Genomic DNA, 20,730 nt, shown 5'->3' with positions numbered 1-20,730 from the left:
TAAAAATTTTTATTAATATATTTTCTCTTTTGAAGTATAATGCGAAATTCTATAAAAATCGAAACTTAGGAGGAAAGACAATGAAAAAACTCGCACTCACAGGAAGCATTATCGCATTTTGTGCGATAAGCGCTTTTGGAGCGACCAACCAAGCTTTGATCCAAAAAGCTAAAGAAGCAGGCTTAGAACCCATCCCTAGCGGGAAAGCTTTGAGGGATTACCAACTCCAAAAAGCCAAAGATACGAATTTGGCAACTGGTTATTCACCAAAAATGACACCCGCTCAAATTGAGCTTGGCAAAAAGCTTTATTTTGACCCTAGAATTTCAAGTTCCAATCTGATTTCGTGCAATACCTGCCACAATCTCGCATTAGGCGGTGCGGATATTGTCCCTGCGGCTATTGGGGCAAAATGGCAGGCAAATCCCCATCACCTCAACTCGCCAACCGTTTTTAACTCGGTTTTTAACTCGGTGCAATTTTGGGATGGCAGAGCCCAACACCTAGGCGATCAAGCACAAGGACCGATCCAAAATCCTGTGGAAATGGCAGCAGCGCCTAAACTTGTCGTAGAAAAAATCACTTCGATCCCTGCTTATGTCGATGAGTTTAAAAAAGCCTATGGCAGCAAAGTCAAGATTGATTTCAAACTCATCGCTGATACGATTGCGATGTTTGAAGAAACACTTGTAACGCCAAGCCGATATGATGATTTTTTGAATGGCAATCCAAAAGCCCTCAGCATTGAAGAGCAAGAAGGTTTGGATATTTTCATCGACAAAGGATGCACCGCTTGCCACAATGGCATCAACTTAGGTGGCACAATGCAGCCATTTGGCGTTGTCAAGCCGTATAAATTCGCAAATGTAGGGGATTTTAAAGGGGATGAAAATGGTATGGTGAAAGTTCCCACGCTTAGAAATATCGCTGAAACAATGCCATATTTTCATAATGGGCAGTATTGGGATGTCAAAGATGCCATCAAAGAAATGGGGGCTATCCAATTGGGGATCACTATCAATAATGATGAAGCCAAAAAAATCCAAGCTTTCTTCGAGTCGCTCACAGGCACAAAACCACAGATTATCTATCCGGTGTTGCCTCCTGTAACTGATAAAACCCCCAAACCTTCTTTTTGATGTCACTTGATTCGGGGAAAACCCGAATCTGAAGACCACTCCGGGCAGTGAAACTGCCCTGCGTTCCTAAAGTAACCATCTCATACACAAAGCGTTGCTTTGTGTATTGGAGATAAGTTTTAGAGGTATCGGTTCGCTGGGGCAAACCTGAAGACCGCTTTTTGGAGGCAAAGCCCCCAAACGCTCCTAAAGTAATCATCTCATACCCAAAGCGTTGCTTTGTGCATTGGAGATAAGTTTTAAAGGTTTTTATTGTGTTTTACTCAATTCGCTTTGGGCGAACCTGAAGACCGCTACGCAGAGGTAAACTCTGCTACGCTCCTAAAGAATGGCGTTATAACGGCACTTCGTTTCGTTATCAACCCATTTTCTAAGGTTTTCAATTTTAAACCACTTTCAAACCAAGCAATCTACGCCCTGTCATCTGAACCACTAAGGGGGCGTGCAGTGGGTTTCTGACCCACCCACCCGATTGTTGCAAGGGGGCGGGCGACGCTTCGCAGGTAGAACCCCGCCCCCTGCATAATAAAAAAAATAAAAAGGCGAGAGACTAAAAAATATTGTTTTTTACTTGATTTACATTGTGAATCTGAAGACCACTGCGCAGGGTAAAACCCTGCTCCATTCCTAAAGTAAGGGCGCATCTGCTATGCTCCTATCGGGAGCATAACCGGACGCCTAAACCTTTAAAAAAGCCAACTGCTTGGCTCTGGTAGCCTCGCACGGCGATTGTTTATGCCCGCAAGGGCATAGCAGACGGCTAGCCCCCCTGACCCCTTTCTAGGTAGTATAAGAAAAAATAACTAGTCGCACAGCTATGGAAAAGATAAACCTCTCTCCCTACTTCCCATCTTATTATTTATCACTTCCCATCCCTGACTTCATACACAATCGTATAAGCACTAGAGTTATTATAGATTTGTCGGGATAGCCCATCAGCAAAGGGTTTGGTTTTGATGAGTTCATCAACATTTTTAAATGGCCCAACAAGATAGCGGGTTTTGACAGCGCCTGCAAGGTCTTTATACTGGTAGCTGCGATATTCATAGTTTTTTAGGATATTTGCCACAGCGCTTGCTTGGGCTTTGTTGTTGATAGAAATATCTGCGATCAAGAAATAATACCCCGCTTCAGGCTCACAGCCTTGACAATGCGTTTTATTGCTTCCTTTAAAGACAAGGACTTGTTTGTTTTTTAGCACTCTTCTTTGCTCGGGTGTGAGGTTTTTCTCAAAGTTTGGCGTATTTTGTTTATTTTCTGCTCTAGCGGGGTGTTTGATGGCTATTTGCTTTCCAAAGCTATAGCGCCCGCCAAGAGATACCAAATAGTCTTGATTGTAGGTTTGCCCCCCAAAGCCCGCATCAACATCGAGATAGAGCCGGACATCTTTGGTGATAAACGAATTTACACCCACTGAAAGCAATGCCATATGGTTGCTCTTAAGATTGGCATTGGCTTTGGTATGGTTGGTTTCAAAATCCATCTTGCCCCCAGCAAAATAATCGCCCACATAAAATGCCCCTAGCCTAAAATCCGTGCGATTCTTTTGGGTTAGTAGGCTATAGCCTAGTGTCCCACCTAGCTTGGCACGGATATCGAAGATATTTGCAATGCTTCCTTTGAGGAAATTCCCAGAGGCTTTTTCTTCTAGTTTGCCCCCTGTGATATAGCCTGCGATAAATTCAGCACTAGGCTCAAGATAGATCGCGTGTCTGGTGGGCGCACTTTTAGGGTTGAGATAGAAATTAAAGCGATAGCCCACTTCCTCACCTAGTGAGATGGCTTGCGAGTTGAGCGTATTTTCAAACGTGATGGCATTGTCTTTGAGACTGAGATTATTGAGGATATAGCCGGTTTTCAAGATCGTATCACTATAGACCCCCCAGCCTTTGGCATCTTCTTGGATAAAGGAATAATACGCCCCTATTTCAAAGAGATTGCTATTGCCACCAAAGGCATTTGAAGATAGGCTATTGTAGCCATAAGAAAAGGCAAGACCGACAATCGAGCGGGCATCATTGTGACCAAAGGCATAGTCATAGCCTGCTTGGAAGTTTGTAGAGAGGCTCTGGAGGGATTCGCCTATATTGCTATGGCTCATCCCATTAAATACCCTTGCCCATACGCCTTGTGTGGCAGGATTATCACGGAGTTCGCCTAAGCGTTTATTGATATTATTGATATTGGCTAAGAAGACAGAGAGATTCGAGCCTAATGCCCCCTTGCCTGTGTCTTCGTGCTCTTCATTGACACGAGCTGTAATAGAGGTTACATAGTAGTTGGTAAATTTATCATCACCATCGCTTGCAGTTGTGCCATCAGATTTTTCGCCGGTTGTGCTGGTGAGCTTGGTGATGAATGTCTCAAAGCCAAAATCTGTAGGCAAGGTTTTAAAAACCACGCCCGGGCGCACGCCTTTGCCATCATCTTTGATACTCCCATCATCGCCAAGCGTGTTTTGGACCGAAGCGACGAGGATGTTTTTTGTCCGCAAATCCCCGATAAAAAGATCTTTGTAATCTTGATAGAGCTGGATATAGTTTTCTAGCACGCTAAAGCCAGCCCCATCGGGCGCTTTAACACCCTCGATGATGATATGGTCAGCTTTTTTATCCGCAGTATCGGCGTGATTAGCCTCAGGATTAAAGCCCACACGGAAGATGACATTTTCCAAGCTCTTAGCAGTTTTGATGGTGAGCGTGCTAAAATTATCGGTGCGTTTGCCTATATTTGCTTGGGTTTTGCCCCCTGTGGCTAGGTCAATGATCGTATTATTTGTTTGTCGGAGCGTGTCTTTATATAGCAACGCTTCATCGACAAAATGGCTACTATTGCTGAGTTCTTCGATTTTGGAATTATTGCTTAAGATGAGCTTCGCACCTTTTTCCAGATTGATATTAATGCCGATATCTTCGATATTGAGCTTACCGATAAATACCGAGCCAGGCAACACATTGGCTTCATAGTGTTTGGTTGCATCCGCGCCTTTTTTGAGGGATTCGATCTCCCCAACTAAAATACCGCCTAGATTGGCTTTATAAACTTTGTCCGTAGTCATTTTGTCGATCTCTAGGGTGGCGAGATTTTCAGGGAACATATCCCGATAGCTGCTCAAAAGCGTATCGGCTTTTGTGCTATCAAATGTGATAAGCACGCCATCTTCATAGGTGTAGCCATTGATTTGGGGTGTTTTATCTGTCCCAGATTTTTCGGCGATATTCGTAGTGCCGGGTGTGAGCGTGCCATCTCGCTTATCTGCTAAGATAAGATAGGTTTTTCCTGCATTATAATGGACACGCCCTGTGCCTTTGACCTTGCCGGATAGGGCGATATTGTTGGTAGCATTGCTACTATTAGTAAAGACATCAAACACGGGGGATTGTCGCGTAAGGATAGTAGGGAGGATATAGTTGCCTTGAAAGCCCTTTGCAAAATTATCGTCAATATCAATGGTGATATTGTTGGTCGATTGTGCGTTCGCCATACTAGATTTGGGATCATTAGCTTCGATCTTGCCCCCGAGATAAAGAGCATTGCTAAAATCGACATTATTTGTGCCATTATTCGCAGTAATATCGCCTTTGAAAGCTGATATACCCGCAGTAGCCAGGTAAGCCAAGAGATCTTCTGGGTGCGCGTTTAGATCTGTGAATTCATAACCCGTTACGAGAGGTTTTTGCTCGGAGGTATAAGTCCCGGTGTGATTGATATGCCCTAATAGCAACTCCCCAGCGGTTTTAAATTTTTCAGTCGTTAGGGAAGCAATAGAAGTGAATGTTATGTCATTGGTGGAAAATTGGCTTCCTGTTGCATTGATATTACCCACCATAAAGGATTCATTAAAATCTGCTATGGTTTTATCAGCTCTTTTTGTATCGAAATTGCCTAGTAATGAAGCGTGATTTTTAAAATGCACAGAAGCTGTTTGTGTTAGAGCGTTGTCAGGACCGACCTCAGTCTCGATATTCCCTACCATCATCGAATCATCAAAGGTAAAATTTATATCTTTAGCTTTATTATTGCCATTAATTACAAAACTCTTAATATTCCCAATAAGCTTGGATTTGCTAGAAAAATAAAAACCTTCTTTTTTCTTGTCTTCTGTAACGCTGCTTTCATCGTGATAAAAAGCATTTCCGGTATATAGGATATCCCCATAAATCGTAGAGGATTCAAAGTTTTTGATATGGATAGTGCCATTTGTCCCGCCATCAGTAGCGCTATTAATGCCATAACCCCCGCCAATCGCAACCCAATCTTTTATGCCCGGCTTGCCGATGGTGAAGTTTTTGACATCAAGGACAACATCGCCTCCTTGTATATATAAATGACCCAATTTACCACTTTCGCCTGCGATGGTGAGTTTGCCACCTGCTTGCACGTTAAAAGTGCCTGCTTCTCCCCCAGCAGTAAAGGTCTTGGTAGTAGTAGTTTTAATCGTATCTGTATCACTTTTATGTTTGCCATCAGAAATGGTTTCATCTTGACTAAAAAGTGGCTGGGCTAACAAGGTAGCCAGCACGCCAGATAATAAAAATTTGCCAGATGGTAAAAATTTTATAAAATAATGAGGGGATGGAAAATGTTTTTGTTGTTTAGAGATTGGTTTGTGGGGATTTGGGGCTAACATCGCTTGCCCCCTTAGAAACTCTTGAGAGGGAAAAGCACTCTGCCCCCCCCCCCCCAGAGAATAGCCTAAAAAGCCTGTGGCATTTCTTGAAAGTTTTTTAACACGAACAAATAGCGAAAAAAACGATGGTGTTGGAGACATCATTGAGAAATCCTTTTTGTAAAATTTAAAAATTTGATTGGCCGATGGGCGATTCCAATCAATCAGATTAGGCAACTATAAGTTACAATAATAATAAGCTATATTATTTTATCGGCATTTAAGCATAAAATTGAATTTATTTCAAGGTATTTTTTAAATTTTTTTATAAATTACTAGTAATTATTGATTTTTTGAATCATCATATTTCGTAATTTGAGGGAATTATAGATAATTTAAAAAATATTTTTTATTGAGAATATTTTTATTGCCTATTATCTGGTGCTTGGGGTAGGGGAGTGTTAGGAATTTTTTGGTTTTGGTATCCAAAAAGTGGATATAAGTGAATATTTTTAATAGGAGGAGCGTTAAGGTTAAGCCAACTGCTTGGCTTCACTAGCTCCGCACGGCGATGGCGATATGCGACTTTGGGAGCATACCATACGCCCATACTTTAGGAGCGAACACCGATTCAATTGGCGGGAGCGGTCTTCAGATTCGGGCTTTAACCCGAATCGAGTAAAAAATAATAATTCTTTTCCATAGCGATGTTTTCTAATAATTGTTTCTCATACTCGCTAGAAAGGGACTAGGCTGACCCGCCCACCCATAAAAGCTTAGAATTGCGAAGACCGCCCTTTATGGGTGGGCGGGTCAAGAAAGCCCCTTAAACAATGGGCGGGCGGGTAAAAACCCCTGTCACGCCCCCTTAATAATTCCAGATGAAAAAGCGTAGATAGCTTTTTTGTTAGCGGATAGGATTTTCAAAACCTTAGAAACCTATCTCCAATATTCAAGCTTGCTTGAATATGAGATGGTAGCTTTAGGAACAAACAGGGATTCATTCCCTGTGAGTGATCTTCAGATTCAGTTTAAAAAACTGAATTGAGTAAGCATAATGAAAACATATTACAAATGCAAATGATTTTTGTCGCTAAAGCTTTCTGCGTGCAGGTTACAAAAGGCATTTTTGAGGGATTTGAAAAATTCAGGATTACTCGCTTCCATCTGTGCGAGGAAGTTTTTGGTCGCAAGCCTTGCGATAGGGGGCTTGTCAGAATCGGGCTGTTTTGCAGGGCAGTTGCAATCGGGCGCTGTGGGGATATTTTGCGATTTGACAAAATCAATGGTTTGTCTTTCGCGTATGTGGATAAGCGGGCGGATAACGTGGAGACCATTTTCAGCCCGATAAATGGGCGACATACTCCGCAAAGAGCCATTATAAGTGAGATTCATAAAAAAGCTCTCTGCTGCATCATCGAGATGATGGGCGATGGCAACCTTGTTGTAGCCCAACTCGAGAGCCTTAGAATACAGCGACCCCCGGCGCATTCGCGAGCAAAAACTACAATACGAACTCCCCTCGCGCCGTTTTTCTTTGATGGTATCAGCAATCGTGGTGTAGGCGATTTCGTGCGGGATACCTTGTCGTTGGCATAATTGCGTGAGCCAATCGAATTTCTCGCCCAATCCATAATGGATCGTAACGGCTTTAAATTCAAAATTAAATGGGGCGTGGCGTTGCATTCTTTCTAAAATACACGCCAAAAGGATAGAGTCTTTTCCCCCGCTAAGCCCGAGTAGAACCTTGTCGCCCTCTTGGATCAGCCCATATTCGGCGTTGGTTTTCCCTACGGTGCTGAGGATTTTTTTGCTGATTTCGTATTTTTGGGTTTTTGGTGTGATTGCTTGTGTCAATGGCTATCCTTTTTGGCTTTAAATGGCGCACATAGCTCTATGATTTCATTTTCGGTGCGGGTTTGGGCGTCGTATTTTATGATGATGATATTTTCGGTTTGATTCACATACCATTCGATAATACCGGGTGCTTCGTTGATGGCTTTGAATTTTTCTTGATGATAAGTATCAAGCGGGAGATAAATATTTTTTTGTTTGGCGGGGTTTTTGAGCCAAAAAAGTGTGATTATCCAGAGGATACACACGCATACTACGCATAATGCGAGCTTTTCTACGCCAAGAAAATGATAAAGCACGCCCCCAGCAGTCCCGCCTACAAATGAGCCGACATAGCCATAAGTCGTAAATATCCCCAGTGCTGTGCCTCTCTGGTGGGCTTTGGCGTATTTGCTTGCCAAAGACTGCATAATGGGCTCTAAGGTCGCAAAACCAACAAAGAAAATCATCACACCCGTGATAAAAAGCCAGATTTTGGGCGAGGATAGATCGGTATCAGAAAAAGAAATGCAGGCATAGGCGAGCAAAAACATTGCCGTGCCAATAAACATCACGAGTTTTGATTTGCCGTATTTTTCTGCAATAATGCTCGCAGGCGCCATCGCCAAAACCCCGATGATTGCACCGGGTGTGTAGATTTTCCATAGACTTTCTTCGCTCATCCCAAATTCGCTCACAATCACCAGAGGGATGATTACAAAAATCAAGGTCATCAATGTTTTTTCAAAAAATGAGCTGAGATTGATGATCCAAAGATTTTTGTCTTTTAGGGTTTCTTTCCAGCTGGGTCTATCTTCGAATGAATAAGTGATTTTTGGGGTATCAGGGACTTTGGTAGCCAGCAAAATCATCGAACACAGCGTCAAAAATGCCGTGATCCCAAAAAGCCAGTTTGCCCCCAGATTTGCCCCGATGATAGGCCCAATCAACATCGCAAGCGTAAAGCTGGCAAAAATCCCCCCACCCATAATCGCCATCGCTTTGGTGCGTTGCTCCTCTCTGACAAGATCTGTGATCTGCGCACTCACGACCCCGCCGACTGCCCCAGCTCCCTGAATGAGCCTGCCGATGACAAGCATTTCAATCGTATGGGCTAACGCACAGATGATCGAGCCAACCATAAAGACAAATAATCCCAACATCACGATTTTTTTTCGATCGATGTGGTCGCTAGCGATACCGATGGGGGTTTGGAAAATCACTTGCGTGAGGTAAGCCCCGCCGACAGCAAGCCCTAACATCAACGGGGAGGCGTTGAAACTAACAGCGTAAAGCGAGATGACAGGCAGGACGATAAAAAGTCCCAAAAATCTAAGCACAGCGATTCCGGTGAGGGGTAGTGTATTTTTTATCATTAAAGCAGACCTTATAAAATGGGTTGTTTTTGTTATGATTATAACCAAAAAAGTTTGATGGATTTTATTGCTGGTGAGGAAATGGCGAGTAAAATCGTGGGCAAAATAGTGAAAAATGTCAGAAAAATTTGAATAATAAAGGTATCAAAAATGGAAAAAAGAATCAAAATTTTTATCGGGAGTTCTAATCAGGGCAAGATCAAAGAAATCCAAAAGATTTTTTGCGATCAAGAGATTGTTGCAGGCAGTGAGGTTTCTGAATTTTTTAATCGGCTTGATATTGAAGAAAATGGCGCTACATTTGAGGAAAATGCCTTGATCAAAGCTAGAAGTTTTTATGAAGCACTCGAAAAAAATATAGGCAAAAATTTGAGCGATTTGCCAGATGGGACACAAAAAGGCAAAATCGGGGTGATGGGCGATGATTGTGTCGTGATGAGTGATGATAGCGGTTTGTGTGTGGAGGCTCTGGGTGGGGCGCCTGGGATATATAGCGCCCGATATGCCAATCTTGCTAAAGGTATCTCCGGGAGTGCGTCAGATAGCGAGAATATCAAACATTTGATTGCCAATCTCTGTGAAAAAGGAGTTTGTGTCTCACGTGCGCATTTTGTGGCTACGATTGCTTTGGTCGGAAATATTGGAGGTAGGCGGGTCGAAAAAGTTTTTAGAGGGGAGCTTGAGGGTAAAGTCATTGATAAGCCCAGAGGACAAAATGGATTTGGTTATGACCCTTTGTTTGTCCCAACAGGCTATGAATGCACGCTTGGGGAGATAGAAGCGTGCGAAAAAAACAAAATCTCTCATCGCAAAAAAGCCTTGCAACAAGCAAGGGATTTTTTGGAGAGAATCAAGCAAGCTTGAAAATATTTTTTTAGGCATCCTTGACTTCGAGTTTTTCAAAAAGTATTTTACTTTGAGATTCCAAGCTTTGAATGTCTGCAAGGATTTGTTTGGCAACTTCTGGGGTGATTTCATTTGAAATCGCAGCAATCGCACTTTGAGAGTGCTTGGAAACCTCATTTTTGATTTTAAGCAGATCGTTTTCAGAAATAAAATGGTGCAAGATATTTTTTGTTTCTTCGTTGTCAAAAAGCGGTGAAATGGGATTTTTATCAAAATTTTGACTTTGACTTTGGTGATTGAGGCTAAGGTAAATATGGGATTTGTATAGGATGTGATCGAGTTTGGTAATGCTTAAAATGAGGTGCTTGGAAAGCTGGACGAACACACTGGAAAGTTCGTTGCTGTTTTGTTCCATCCCATCAAAAACGACATTGAAGTCGGTGATTTTTTCTTGTGAGGTGTTAGCGATTTGATAAACCTGCTCGCTACTGGTTTGGATACTATCGACTTCTTGTTGCATTGTTTGGATGGCGATAGAGATCTCATTGGTGGCTTTGTGGGTTTTTTCAGCAAGCTTTCTGATTTCATCAGCTACGACGGCAAAGCCTTTGCCGTGCTCGCCCGCCCTAGCTGCTCTATGCTGGCATTGAGTGCTAGGAGATTGGTTTGGGTGGCGATGTCGATGATGAGCTGGATAACATTGCCAATATCTTGGGATTTTTGTGCAAATCCTGAAATCGCAGCGTTGCTTTCATCCATCAAGACCATTAGGTTATTGATAGAATCTGTGATGGAGGCGACATCGCTTTTGCTTTCGTTAGAAAGGGTTTTGATGATTTGGATACGCTTATCGACATCGTGCATTAATTCAACATCGCTTCCCAGCTCATCAGATATTTTTGTCAAGTTATTGTTCTGGCTGTCGAGATTGACATCCATTAGAGATTTTGAAAGGGCATTTTTCGTGTTTTCTTTTGAATTTTTTTCAATAATCTTAAGGACATTATTGATACTGCGGATATTTTGCACAAATGTGCCTTTGAGACCATCTTCAATGCCTTTTCTATAAAATTCATTTTTTGAAGATGCTTCTAGTGACGTATTGATTTCACGCAAAAATGCTTCGAGATGATCGAGCAAGTCATTGATATTAGCTGCGATATGCACGATGTCTTCTGATCCGCTTGGTTCAATGATACGGCTTTCAAAATTGCCTTCTTTGAAACATCTGGAGACATCAAGGATTTTTTGAATGATTTTTTCTTGGCGACTATCCTGATAGATACTTATCGCACCTAGCACCATCAAGAGGACAAAGATCCCATCAACGATGATGATTCCTAATCCTTGTGGATTGAATAATGTATTGCAAACAATACCAACAAGGCTAATCAAAATGGCAATAATTGAAATTTTAGTATTCATTTGTGATCCTTTTGCAAGTCAAATATGACCTGATTATAGGGTTTGTTGAATTTTTCGCAGAGATTTTTGAGGATTTGGCTTCCTCCGGTTATGCCTTGGGTTTTTTCGACTTCGACCATTTGGGCGTAGATGTCAGAAATAACCTGAATGGCTTTGGGATTGGGCTTGCGCCTGACAGAATAATAGCCAATGATATTGTTTTGAATATCCAGACTGGGGGTAACATTGGCAAATACCCAATAAAACTGGTTATCTTTGGATTTGTTTTTGACAAAAGCAAAAATTTCTTTTCCACTTTTGACATAATCCCACAGCAGGCTAAAGACGGTCTTGGGCATATCAGGGTGTCGGATGATATTGTGAGGCTTGTTGATAAGCTCGCCTTCTGACAGCCCGGCATAATCGATAAAATCTTGATTGCAATAAATAATTCTTCCTCGTAAGTCTGTTTTTGAGGTAATGAGGGTATTTGTTCCTAATACTAATTCTTGTTCCAAAAGGCACTCCTTAGTTGATGTATAGATAGATTTAATTTTGAAACTGAAATAATACCTACAAATATTGTGCGATTCGTTTTTTGTTGCCAAAGACAATGTTTTTTTAGACATAGCTATATTCGTCGATACGATTATGATACAATCATTACATTAATGATAGATTTTTGGTGATATTTCTATTTTCTATATTGGTTTTTTGTTGTCATTGTTTTTCATTTTTTGTGCTTTTTGGTTTGCCCAATGGGTTTTGGGCGTTTCAATGCTTTTGCATATCAAAAACGATTTGATTATATGATTTTTTGGTTTTTTCGCAGAGTTCCTCTAACATCTTGATACCCCCAGGGATACCCGAAGTTTTTTCGACTGCAAGCATCTGGGCATAAATCCCTGAAATCGCTTCAACTGCCGCTCGATTGGGCTTGCGCCTAACAGAGTAATACCCGATAATGTTATGTTCAGCATCAAAACTTGGGGTAACATTGGCAAAAACCCAATAAAAATTGCCTTCTTTATTTCTATTCTTAACGAATGCAAAAATTTCTTTTTTGTTTTGGATATAATCCCACAGGAGCTTGAAAACGGTTTTGGGCATATCGGGGTGTCGGATAATATTGTGAGGTTTTCCGATAAGCTCGGATTCTTGGTAGCGTGCATAATCCAAAAAATCTCGATTACAATACGTGATCTTGCCTTTGAGATCCGTTTTTGAAGTAATGAGGGTGTCGGGTTTTAAGATGAGCTCCTGTTCCATAGTGAAAATCTCCTTTTCGTTTTTGTTATATGTGGATTATTTCATTATAAAAATAAAAATAATATTAAATTTAATAAATTTATATTTTCTTGCATAATTTTATCTCCTAAGGAAGCGATTGAATGCTTTGATGGTGGCTTACAAGCCCGCACAGATTTCTTGTAATCATTTTCTCCAGCGCTTAAAACGCACCTACGGGGTCAAAAAAGCTGGGTATTCTGGGACATTAGATCCCTTTGCACGGGGGAGTTTGATTGTTGGTTTTGGGAATTACACACGGCTGTTTTCTCATTTGTCAAAAACCCCAAAAGTTTATGAAGCAACGCTATGGTTGGGTGCAGAAAGCTTGAGTTTGGATACAGAAAATATCGTGTCTATCTCGGTGATAAAGGCATTTGAGGAGTCTCAGATTGAAGATGTGTTGGCGTCTTTGAAAGGTGAGATCACTTACACCCCGCCAGCATATAGTGCCAAAAAAATTCGTGGCAAACGTTCTTACGAGCTTGCTAGGGCGGGCTTAGAGGTGGTGTTGCCTGAGGTGAAAATGCAGATTTTTGATTTGGAGCTTTTAGCTTACAATCACCCCTATATTAGCTTCCGTATTAGCGTGAGTGAGGGGGCTTATGTGCGGAGTGTGGGGAAAATGATCGGCGATAGCTTGGGGGTTACTGCATCGCTATCATCTTTGGAGAGAATCTCTGAAGGGGCAATGAGGGGCAAAATAGGGGAGCTTATAGCAGTCGATGTATTGGAGGCTTTGAAATACCCTGTGATTTCGGATTTTTCAGATGAAATCTGCCAAAATCTATGGCTAGGCAGGAAATTTTCAATCCCCAATCAAAAACCCGGCAGATATATAGCCAACTTTGAGGATTTTTTTTCTATAATTGAAATCAAAGAAGACAAGAGTATCGAGTATTTACTCAATAGGATGGGCAAAAAATGTTAATTTTATCAAGAAAATCTGATGAGGGGATCGTCATCGGAGAAAATATCACTATCAAGGTCATATCCATCGATAGAGGGAGCGTGAAGCTCGGCTTTGAAGCCCCGCCAAATACGTTAATTTTGAGAGCGGAGCTCAAAGAAGCCATCACCTCTGAAAACAAAAAAGCCATTGGCGATATTGATCAAAATGCCCTTAGCACCATAGGCAAGGCTTTCAAGCACTAAAGGAAACAATTGATATTTGATGTATTTCCCAAACTGAATATTTTTTTGAAGATACTTGGCATAAAGGGTTCTTATCACGAGATTTTTTCACGTTTTGTTTTGGCAAAAGGGCAACTAAAAGATATTGTTGAGATAAAAACTTCAGAAAATTTTTGTTTGAAAGGGGATTTTGGTTGCCAGCAAGAAGATAATTTGATTTATCGTGCCATCATCGCTTTGGAAGCATTTCTCAAAGAGCATAACAAGGATTTTTCAATGCTGAAAAATCTCAGTATCGAGGTGCAAAAAGGTATCCCAAGCGGTGCGGGATTGGGCGGGGGAAGTGCCGATGCTGGGATGTGTCTGCGAAAAATCAATGAATTTTTTGATCTGGGATTAGATACAGCCACATTGTGCTTGATTGGTTCAAAAGTCGGGGCGGATGTAGCGTTTTTTGCCAGTGGTTTTGAAAGTGCGAATGTATCGGGGTTTGGCGAGATTATAGAAAGGTTTAATGAACCCAGCTATGATTTTGAGATTTTTGTTCCCGATGTGTTTTGTGATACGGCAAATGTCTATCGTCAATACGATAAAATGCTCCAAGAGGGCGCTTTATCCTTGAGTCCTGCTTGGCAAAACCATCAAGAAAATAGCGATAAAATCCTTTTTTCAAACACAAATAAATCAAATAAAGATGCAGCGTGTGGGCGTGGCAGTCTCAATGATCTTTTTTATCCCGCACTCCGGGCATATCCTGCCCTTTTGCACACGCATAATACGCTGGGGAATGAGTGGTTTTTTAGCGGGAGCGGGAGTAGCTTTTTCCGCCTAAAAGGGGATTTTTGAATACCATAGCACGAAATAAAAAGGCTTTTTTTGATTATGAGATTTTAGAAACCCTCGAAGCGGGTCTTTGCTTGCTGGGTTCAGAGGTGAAAGCCTTGCGAAAAGCACGGGTGAATCTCAAAGATAGTTTTGTTAAAATTGTTCGTGGTGAGGCGTTTTTGTTTGGGGCGCATATCTCTTATCTTGAAACCACAAATCCGCACTACAGACCCAATGAACGGCGTGAGAGAAAATTACTTTTGCATAGAAAGCAACTTGATAAATGGTTTGGAAAAGTAGGCACAGAGGGGTTGAGTATCGTGCCTTTGAAGGTTTATTTTAATCAAAAAAACAAAGCAAAGGTTCAAATCGCTCTGGTAAAAGGGAAAAATCTCCACGACAAGCGTGAGAGTATCAAAAAACGAATACTTGATAGGGAAGCCCAAGCGAGTGTGAAAAATTATATTAGAGGTTAGCGATGAAAGAATGGCTTGATTATGGGATTTTGTTTTTTTTGGGATTTTTATCTGTTGTTGTGATTGCGATTGGGATTGAGCGGGTTTGGTTTTATGCGACGGTTCGGGTGGATGATTATGCGGATAAGCGGGAGCTTGAGCTTGATTTGCACCGGCGACTGACCTTGATCGCTACGATTGGTTCAAATGCCCCTTATGTCGGGCTTTTGGGGACGGTTGCTGGGATTATGATTACATTTATAGATATTGGATCGACTTCTTTTGTGGATACCAAAGCGATTATGGTTGGGCTTGCTTTGGCACTCAAAGCAACAGGAATGGGGCTGATTGTAGCGATTCCCTCGATTGTGATTTATAATATGCTCGTGCGAAAAAGTGAGATTATTATCACAAAATGGGATATTTATCGCAATCCCCCCGCACAGGTAAAAACCTCTCCAAAACGCTTAGATAGAGATTCCTAAAAGGGGCGAGTGATGAAAAAAATGGACTCGATGAATCTCGTTCCTTTCATTGATATTATGCTGGTGCTTTTGGTGATTGTGCTTACAACCGCTTCGTTTATTTCGACTTCCAAACTCCCGATTAATATCCCAAAAGTTGATGAAAATTCCTCTCAAACCCAACAAGATATTGATAAAAAACAGGTCAATATTGCCATTACCAATGGTGGAAAATATTATCTCGATGAAAAACAAGTCGATTTTAATACGCTAAAAAACGCCATCAGTTCGTATCCAAAAGACACGCCTATCGTTTTGCAAGGTGATAAGGATAGTAATCTCGATAGCTTTATCAAAGTGGTAGATTTGTTGCAGAAAAATCATCTCAAAGAACTCTATATCTTGGTCGAAGACAAAAATAAATCCCCGTGATTCAAAGTAGATTTAAGTAAATTTGAAGTATAATATCGGTTTGATTTTAATTTAAAAAAGGGCATAGGAATGAAACGAACATATCAACCCCACAATACGCCAAGAAAAAGGACACACGGGTTTCGCACCCGAATGAAAACCAAAAGTGGCAGGAAGGTTATCAATGCGAGAAGAGCCAAAGGAAGAAGAAAGCTCGCGGTTTGATGTAGTCTGGATGGATTCTTTAAAAAATAAAAAAGAATTTGATATTGTGTATAAAAAAGGAAATAAAAGATATGCAAAAAATTTTACTTTGTATCTTTTAGCAGTGAATGATAAAAATTCATCGTTTTTTCCTCGAGACTTTGGACACGATTATTTTTTATTGGGTCTTAGCGTATCCAAAAAAATTGGAAAAGCTGTTAAGCGCAATTTTATCAAAAGAAGAATAAGGTTTATGTGCAGAAACCATCTTCAAAAGCTTAAGAATTGCGCATTGATTTTTGTTGCAAAAGACGGATTGGACACCATCTCTTATGCAGGGCTTGAGCGGGATTTTTTAAAATGCCTCAAAAGCGTTTCTTCATCGCATTCAATGGGGTCTGTATAAGATCGTATCGCTTGATGGGGTCTTGTATCGCTTAAAATATTTATTCTGGAAAAATGTTAATGAGAAAAAATTTTCTTTATTTTTGTATATTTTTTGTCTTCCAAAACCTCATCCTTGCTTATCAGAAATTCATTTCCCCAATGTTGCCAAATCGTTGCCGTTATTACCCGACTTGCTCGGAGTATGCGCTCTGGACGCTTCGATTTAACAATCCTTTCCGGGCGATTTATCGCATTGGCACAAGAATCCTGCGGTGCAATCAGTTTTTTGAGGGCGGGATTGATTATCCCATAGGTTACGGGGTTTTAGAAGTTGGCTTTTCTTCTCCCCAGAAAATGATGTTTTGGCTCGTTCCGTTGGGGGGATTTCGGTCTGCAAAAACAAAATTTTATATCATCAAATCATTATCACAAGAGGTGTAATAAGTGAAGCAGGATAACAATTCAAATTTAAGAATCATTTTAGCGGTGGCAATTTCGTTTTTATTTATCGTGATTTATAGCTATTGGCAAAAGCCCACACAAGCCCCTATGCAGGCTTCTACACAAGAATCCCAACATCAAACTAGCGGGAATGAAAATACTAATGGGGCGCTCGCCTCGAGTTCAGCCCCTATCGCTTCGAGTTCAAATAATATGCCCTCAAGCACGCAATCCCCCAAAGCCCCACTTAATGGGAAATCTGATGACATCATTGCCACCATCGTATCCAAAGATGTCCAGATTGATATGGATAGCCTAGGGAGGATCGCTCAGGTTTATCTGAAGGACAAAAAATTTACCGCCCCAAGACAAGAGGGCTTTTTTGATCATATCAAACGGCTTTTTGGATTTGCTTCACGCCCTCAAGAAAAGATTGACAAACTCCCGCTTTTAGGCACGGATGCGCTCCGACCGCTTGAGGTGAGATTTTCAGATGTTAGTGTGAATAATGAAGCTTTCACGCAAGCTTATGTGGCTTCAAAAGACAAGATCGAACTAGGTGGGACCCCCCAAACCCTCGTGCTAACCCAAAAACTTAAATCGCTAACCATCAAAAAAATCATCACGTTTTATCCCAACCTCAAATATGACATCAAGATTGAATTAGATCGCCCCGATTTGCCTTATGTCATCACCAATGGTTCTCGGCCGGTCGCTGATGCCGATGGCTATGCGTTTCACGGCGTTTTACTAGAAACCAATGATGATAAAATCGAAAAAGTTGAAGACAAGGATGCCAAAACTGCCGAACAATATAATGGGGCAAAGTTTATTGCCAGCGTCGATCGTTATTATACGTCGTTGTTTTTTACCCAGTCGCCAAAAGGTTTTGATGCGATCATTGATTCTCAAAGTGGCACAAACAACCCCTTGCCATTTGTTTCTTTGAGTGGAAATGCCGAGATTGAGGGCTACATAGGACCTAAAAATTATCAAGAACTCAAGCAAATTTATCCGATTCTTACCGATGTTGTCGAATACGGGATAATTACTTTCTTTGCCAAACCGGTGTTTTTGCTTTTGGATTTTTTGCATACCTATATCGGGAATTGGGGTTGGTCGATTATCCTTTTGACGCTGATTGTGCGGATTATTTTGTATCCTTTGAGCTACAAGGGGATGGTGAGTATGCAAAAACTCAAAGATCTCGCCCCCAAAATGAAAGAAATCCAAGAAAAATACAAGGGTGATCCGCAAAAATTGCAACAACATATGATGGGGCTTTACAAAAAAAATGGCGCTAATCCAATGGGCGGGTGTTTGCCTTTGTTGCTCCAAATCCCCGTATTTTTTGCGATTTATCGGGTGCTTTATAATGCTGTGGAGCTCAAAAGTGCCGGATGGATTCTATGGATAAATGACCTTTCTGTGATGGACCCGTATTTTGTATTGCCTTTGTTGATGGGTGTTTCGATGTATATGCACCAAGTCCTTACACCCAGCACCATCACCGACCCCACGCAGGCAAAGATTTTCAAGCTTTTGCCTGTATTTTTTACGATCTTTTTGATTACGTTCCCTGCGGGATTGGTGCTTTATTGGACGGTTAATAATATCTTTTCGATTATCCAGCAACTGATGATTAATCGGATGTTGGATAGAAAAAAAGCGCTTGAGATTGAAGAACACAAATCCCAGCACCACCATCTTGAAAAAAATAGTGAAAAGAAATGAAAAAAATTGTCGCTAAAACATTGCAAGAGGCCATCACACAAGCATCACTAGAGTTGGGTTGTTCGGTAACTGAGCTTGATTATGAGATCATCCAGACGCCCTCAAAAGGATTCTTTGGGATGGGCAAAAAAGATGCCATCATCGTAGCGACGCTCCTAAAAACCCATCCAGAAAATCCCCCGCTTACCGCTTCTCAAACAATCCAGACCCCTGCACCCACTATCGAAAACGAACCAAAACCATCTAGCCAAAGTTCTTTGCAGACCCATAGTTTGGATATAGGCAATTCTAGCATTGATGCGGTTTTCTTTAAAGACACCCCCGATCCTGCAAAAATCGCCCAAGAGATTCAAAATGAACTTGTCGCCTTGTTTGCTTTTATGCCTTATCGAATCGATAAAATCGAGGTGAGTGTTTATGATTCCCAGACGCTTTTGATTATTCTTGATGGGCAAGATTCTGCTTTGTTGATCGGCGAAAAAGGCTATCGTTACAAGGCATTATCTTATTTGCTTTTTAATTGGATTCATCCCAAATATGGCTACAATATCCGTTTGGAAATCGCACAATTTTTAAAAAATCAAGAAGAAGCGATGGATGTTTATCTCAAAAACATCATCACCAATGTCTATGAAACCGGCAAAGCCCAAACCAAACCACTCGATGGCGTCCTTGCCTATATTGCACTCAAAAAACTTCGAGAGATTTTCCCCAACAAATACGTTTCTTTTCGGACCAATGCCCTCAATGAACGCTATATCATCGTGAGTGATTTCATCAGAAATGAATGAAAAAGACACCATTGTAGCCATCTCTACGCCTCAAGGTAGCGGGGCGATGGCTATTGTGAGGCTTAGTGGCTCACAGGCTTTAGCAATCACTTCCAAGCTCACCAAAAAATCTGATTTCTTGCCCCGTTATGCCACGCTTTCATCGGTGTTTGATGAGACAGATACCTTGATTGATGAGGCGATTGTGATTTATTTTAAAGCCCCGCATAGCTACACCCGTGAAGAAGTCTGTGAGATCCAGTGCCACGGCGGGCTAATCAGTGCGCAAATGATTTTGCAAGCTTGCCTCAAAGCAGGTGCGCGACTTGCGAATGCGGGGGAGTTTAGCAAGCGTGCTTTTTTGAATGGTCGGCTCGATTTTTCACAAGTGAGTGCGCTTGCAAAACTCATCGAAGCCAAAAGCCAAAATGCAGCAAAAATCCTTGTGCGGCAGCTCAAAGGGGAGTTGGGCGATTTTGTAGAGCAGACCCGCCACGCTTTATTGCGCCTGCTTGCCCATAGTGAGGTGATGATCGATTATAGCGAGGAGGATATCCCTATTAATATCACAGAGAGCATTCTCTCCGAGCTAGAGGCCACAAAAGAGCGTTTGAGGCGTGTTTATGAGTTTTCAAATATGCGTCAAGGCACGATTGAGGGGTATCGTTTGAGTATCATTGGCAAGCCCAATGTCGGCAAAAGCTCGGTTTTGAATGCTATTTTGCTCAATGATCGTGCGATTATCAGCCCGATTGCCGGCACGACAAGAGATACGATAGAAGAAAATATCACCATCGATGGGAATACGATCCGCCTCATTGATACCGCCGGAATCAGAGGGACGCAAGACCCCATCGAGTCGCTAGGCATAGAGAAAAGTATCCAGTCAGCAAAACAGAGCGATTTGATTCTGGCTGTTTTTGATGTCTCTAGGACGCTTGATGAAGATGACAAAGAGATCTTAAACCTACTCAATAGTTTTCCTGATAAGCATTGTTTGATCGCTTATAACAAAAACGATTTGCCTGTAGCTTTAGATATTAATGCCATTGAAAAATGCTTGAAAGTCCCTTGCCAAAGTGTTTTTATCAATGCCAAAGATTCAAAAGAATGTGCGATAACGCTCAAGGAAATTTTTTCTGCGGTTTTGAAGCACGATGAGGTGGGTGAAGAAATACTCTTGACTTCGGCATTCCAGATACAAGCCGTCCAAAAGGCTTTAGATAGTATTACAGAAGCGATCAAGGTGTTTGGAAATCTTGAACTTGAATTATTTTCTTACAATATCACCGACGCCTTGCGGGCGATTTCGAGCATTACGCACCCTTATGACATTTCTGAAATGTTTGATACGATGTTTGGGGAATTTTGCTTGGGCAAATAAAATAATAATGGCAAGAAATTTGGTCGA

19 protein-coding genes and 1 pseudogene are annotated in these 20,730 nt (G+C 41.4%); 14 read left to right on the top strand and 6 right to left on the bottom strand.

From position 1 onward, the window contains the following. Positions 1-80 precede the first annotated feature (80 nt). Positions 81-1,139 carry a cytochrome-c peroxidase gene (locus BJI48_RS03060; RefSeq protein WP_095331760.1) on the top strand — a complete coding sequence of 353 codons (1,059 nt, stop codon included), beginning with the start codon at positions 81-83 and terminating at the stop codon, positions 1,137-1,139. An 862-nt stretch (positions 1,140-2,001) separates the two neighbouring features. Here the strand turns inward: BJI48_RS03060 and BJI48_RS03050 are convergent. From BJI48_RS03050 to BJI48_RS03040, 3 genes are all read right to left on the bottom strand, one after another. Continuing rightward, positions 2,002-5,913: an autotransporter outer membrane beta-barrel domain-containing protein gene (locus BJI48_RS03050; protein WP_095331756.1), complete on the bottom strand. Its 3,912-nt coding sequence runs from the start codon at positions 5,911-5,913 to the stop codon at positions 2,002-2,004. A 903-nt stretch (positions 5,914-6,816) separates the two neighbouring features. Then, positions 6,817-7,605 carry an ATP-binding protein gene (locus BJI48_RS03045; protein ID WP_257874362.1) on the bottom strand — a complete coding sequence of 263 codons (789 nt, stop codon included), beginning with the start codon at positions 7,603-7,605 and terminating at the stop codon, positions 6,817-6,819. Next, the gene (locus BJI48_RS03040; protein ID WP_095331754.1) at positions 7,602-8,957 is read right to left on the bottom strand and encodes an MFS transporter; all 1,356 of its coding nucleotides are present in this window, start codon (positions 8,955-8,957) and stop codon (positions 7,602-7,604) included. Before BJI48_RS03040 ends, BJI48_RS03045 begins: the two co-directional genes overlap by 4 nt. A 150-nt stretch (positions 8,958-9,107) precedes the next feature. On the opposite strand from BJI48_RS03040, the gene BJI48_RS03035 reads away from it, so the two are divergent. Continuing rightward, complete coding sequence (locus tag BJI48_RS03035) at positions 9,108-9,821, top strand: non-canonical purine NTP pyrophosphatase (protein WP_257874361.1); 714 nt, start codon at positions 9,108-9,110, stop codon at positions 9,819-9,821. Between the two features lie 10 nt (positions 9,822-9,831). Here the strand turns inward: BJI48_RS03035 and BJI48_RS09635 are convergent. The 3 genes and pseudogenes from BJI48_RS09635 to BJI48_RS03015 all read right to left on the bottom strand — a co-directional run bounded on the left by BJI48_RS09635 (position 9,832) and on the right by BJI48_RS03015 (position 12,476). Further along, positions 9,832-10,562, bottom strand: a pseudogene (locus tag BJI48_RS09635) (methyl-accepting chemotaxis protein). A 662-nt stretch (positions 10,563-11,224) separates the two neighbouring features. Further along, positions 11,225-11,725 carry a PAS domain-containing protein gene (locus BJI48_RS03020; protein ID WP_095331748.1) on the bottom strand — a complete coding sequence of 167 codons (501 nt, stop codon included), beginning with the start codon at positions 11,723-11,725 and terminating at the stop codon, positions 11,225-11,227. A 256-nt stretch (positions 11,726-11,981) separates the two neighbouring features. Then, positions 11,982-12,476: a PAS domain-containing protein gene (locus BJI48_RS03015; RefSeq protein ID WP_095331746.1), complete on the bottom strand. Its 495-nt coding sequence runs from the start codon at positions 12,474-12,476 to the stop codon at positions 11,982-11,984. Positions 12,477-12,594: 118 nt separating this feature from the next. Between BJI48_RS03015 and truB the strand changes: the two genes are divergently transcribed. The 12 genes from truB (at position 12,595) to mnmE (ending at position 20,703) form a co-directional block, all read left to right on the top strand. Continuing rightward, complete coding sequence (gene truB, locus BJI48_RS03010) at positions 12,595-13,425, top strand: tRNA pseudouridine(55) synthase TruB (protein WP_095331744.1); 831 nt, start codon at positions 12,595-12,597, stop codon at positions 13,423-13,425. Continuing rightward, a complete protein-coding gene (locus tag BJI48_RS03005; protein ID WP_095331742.1) occupies positions 13,419-13,649 on the top strand; it encodes a carbon storage regulator in 231 nt (76 codons plus the stop codon). The genes truB and BJI48_RS03005 overlap by 7 nt, the downstream gene beginning before the upstream one ends. A gap of 9 nt (positions 13,650-13,658) precedes the next feature. Continuing rightward, complete coding sequence (locus BJI48_RS03000) at positions 13,659-14,474, top strand: 4-(cytidine 5'-diphospho)-2-C-methyl-D-erythritol kinase (RefSeq protein ID WP_095331740.1); 816 nt, start codon at positions 13,659-13,661, stop codon at positions 14,472-14,474. Continuing rightward, positions 14,471-14,929 carry an SsrA-binding protein SmpB gene (gene smpB, locus BJI48_RS02995; protein WP_095331738.1) on the top strand — a complete coding sequence of 153 codons (459 nt, stop codon included), beginning with the start codon at positions 14,471-14,473 and terminating at the stop codon, positions 14,927-14,929. The genes BJI48_RS03000 and smpB overlap by 4 nt, the downstream gene beginning before the upstream one ends. Positions 14,930-14,931: 2 nt before the next feature. After that, positions 14,932-15,393 carry a TonB-system energizer ExbB gene (exbB, locus tag BJI48_RS02990; RefSeq protein WP_095331736.1) on the top strand — a complete coding sequence of 154 codons (462 nt, stop codon included), beginning with the start codon at positions 14,932-14,934 and terminating at the stop codon, positions 15,391-15,393. Between the two features lie 12 nt (positions 15,394-15,405). Further along, positions 15,406-15,804: a biopolymer transporter ExbD gene (locus BJI48_RS02985; protein ID WP_095331734.1), complete on the top strand. Its 399-nt coding sequence runs from the start codon at positions 15,406-15,408 to the stop codon at positions 15,802-15,804. 69 nt (positions 15,805-15,873) lie between these two features. Then, on the top strand, positions 15,874-16,008 hold the full coding sequence (rpmH, locus tag BJI48_RS02980) for a 50S ribosomal protein L34 (protein WP_095331732.1): 135 nt from the start codon (positions 15,874-15,876) through the stop codon (positions 16,006-16,008). Beyond that, positions 15,968-16,393, top strand: a complete 426-nt coding sequence (rnpA, locus tag BJI48_RS02975; protein WP_095331730.1) for a ribonuclease P protein component — start codon at positions 15,968-15,970, stop codon at positions 16,391-16,393. Before rpmH ends, rnpA begins: the two co-directional genes overlap by 41 nt. Positions 16,394-16,452: 59 nt before the next feature. Then, entirely contained in the window at positions 16,453-16,815 is a 363-nt protein-coding gene (gene yidD / locus BJI48_RS02970) for a membrane protein insertion efficiency factor YidD (RefSeq protein WP_095331728.1), read from the top strand. A gap of 3 nt (positions 16,816-16,818) precedes the next feature. Continuing rightward, on the top strand, positions 16,819-18,549 hold the full coding sequence (gene yidC, locus BJI48_RS02965) for a membrane protein insertase YidC (RefSeq protein ID WP_095331726.1): 1,731 nt from the start codon (positions 16,819-16,821) through the stop codon (positions 18,547-18,549). After that, complete coding sequence (locus BJI48_RS02960; RefSeq protein WP_095331724.1) at positions 18,546-19,340, top strand: Jag N-terminal domain-containing protein; 795 nt, start codon at positions 18,546-18,548, stop codon at positions 19,338-19,340. Before yidC ends, BJI48_RS02960 begins: the two co-directional genes overlap by 4 nt. Continuing rightward, a complete protein-coding gene (mnmE, locus tag BJI48_RS02955; protein ID WP_095331722.1) occupies positions 19,333-20,703 on the top strand; it encodes a tRNA uridine-5-carboxymethylaminomethyl(34) synthesis GTPase MnmE in 1,371 nt (456 codons plus the stop codon). Before BJI48_RS02960 ends, mnmE begins: the two co-directional genes overlap by 8 nt. The last annotated feature ends 27 nt before the right edge of the window (positions 20,704-20,730 follow it).

The organism is Helicobacter sp. 11S02596-1 (assembly GCF_002272825.1).
Classification (GTDB): domain Bacteria; phylum Campylobacterota; class Campylobacteria; order Campylobacterales; family Helicobacteraceae; genus Helicobacter_J.
Note: the sequence above shows the minus strand (reverse complement) of the source record. Positions and strands in the feature narration are given on the sequence as shown.

What these genes read in the sequence shown, in the direction of transcription:
- BJI48_RS03060 (WP_095331760.1), top strand. Translation starts at nt 81, where the DNA reads ATGAAAAAACTCGCACTCACAGGAAGCATTATCGCATTTTGTGCGATA.
- BJI48_RS03050 (WP_095331756.1), bottom strand. Translation starts at nt 5,913, where the DNA reads ATGATGTCTCCAACACCATCGTTTTTTTCGCTATTTGTTCGTGTTAAA.
- BJI48_RS03040 (WP_095331754.1), bottom strand. Translation starts at nt 8,957, where the DNA reads ATGATAAAAAATACACTACCCCTCACCGGAATCGCTGTGCTTAGATTT.
- BJI48_RS03035 (WP_257874361.1), top strand. Translation starts at nt 9,108, where the DNA reads ATGGAAAAAAGAATCAAAATTTTTATCGGGAGTTCTAATCAGGGCAAG.
- BJI48_RS03015 (WP_095331746.1), bottom strand. Translation starts at nt 12,476, where the DNA reads ATGGAACAGGAGCTCATCTTAAAACCCGACACCCTCATTACTTCAAAA.
- BJI48_RS03005 (WP_095331742.1), top strand. Translation starts at nt 13,419, where the DNA reads ATGTTAATTTTATCAAGAAAATCTGATGAGGGGATCGTCATCGGAGAA.
- exbB (WP_095331736.1), top strand. Translation starts at nt 14,932, where the DNA reads ATGAAAGAATGGCTTGATTATGGGATTTTGTTTTTTTTGGGATTTTTA.
- BJI48_RS02985 (WP_095331734.1), top strand. Translation starts at nt 15,406, where the DNA reads ATGAAAAAAATGGACTCGATGAATCTCGTTCCTTTCATTGATATTATG.
- rpmH (WP_095331732.1), top strand. Translation starts at nt 15,874, where the DNA reads ATGAAACGAACATATCAACCCCACAATACGCCAAGAAAAAGGACACAC.
- rnpA (WP_095331730.1), top strand. Translation starts at nt 15,968, where the DNA reads ATGCGAGAAGAGCCAAAGGAAGAAGAAAGCTCGCGGTTTGATGTAGTC.
- yidD (WP_095331728.1), top strand. Translation starts at nt 16,453, where the DNA reads ATGAGAAAAAATTTTCTTTATTTTTGTATATTTTTTGTCTTCCAAAAC.
- BJI48_RS02960 (WP_095331724.1), top strand. Translation starts at nt 18,546, where the DNA reads ATGAAAAAAATTGTCGCTAAAACATTGCAAGAGGCCATCACACAAGCA.
- mnmE (WP_095331722.1), top strand. Translation starts at nt 19,333, where the DNA reads ATGAATGAAAAAGACACCATTGTAGCCATCTCTACGCCTCAAGGTAGC.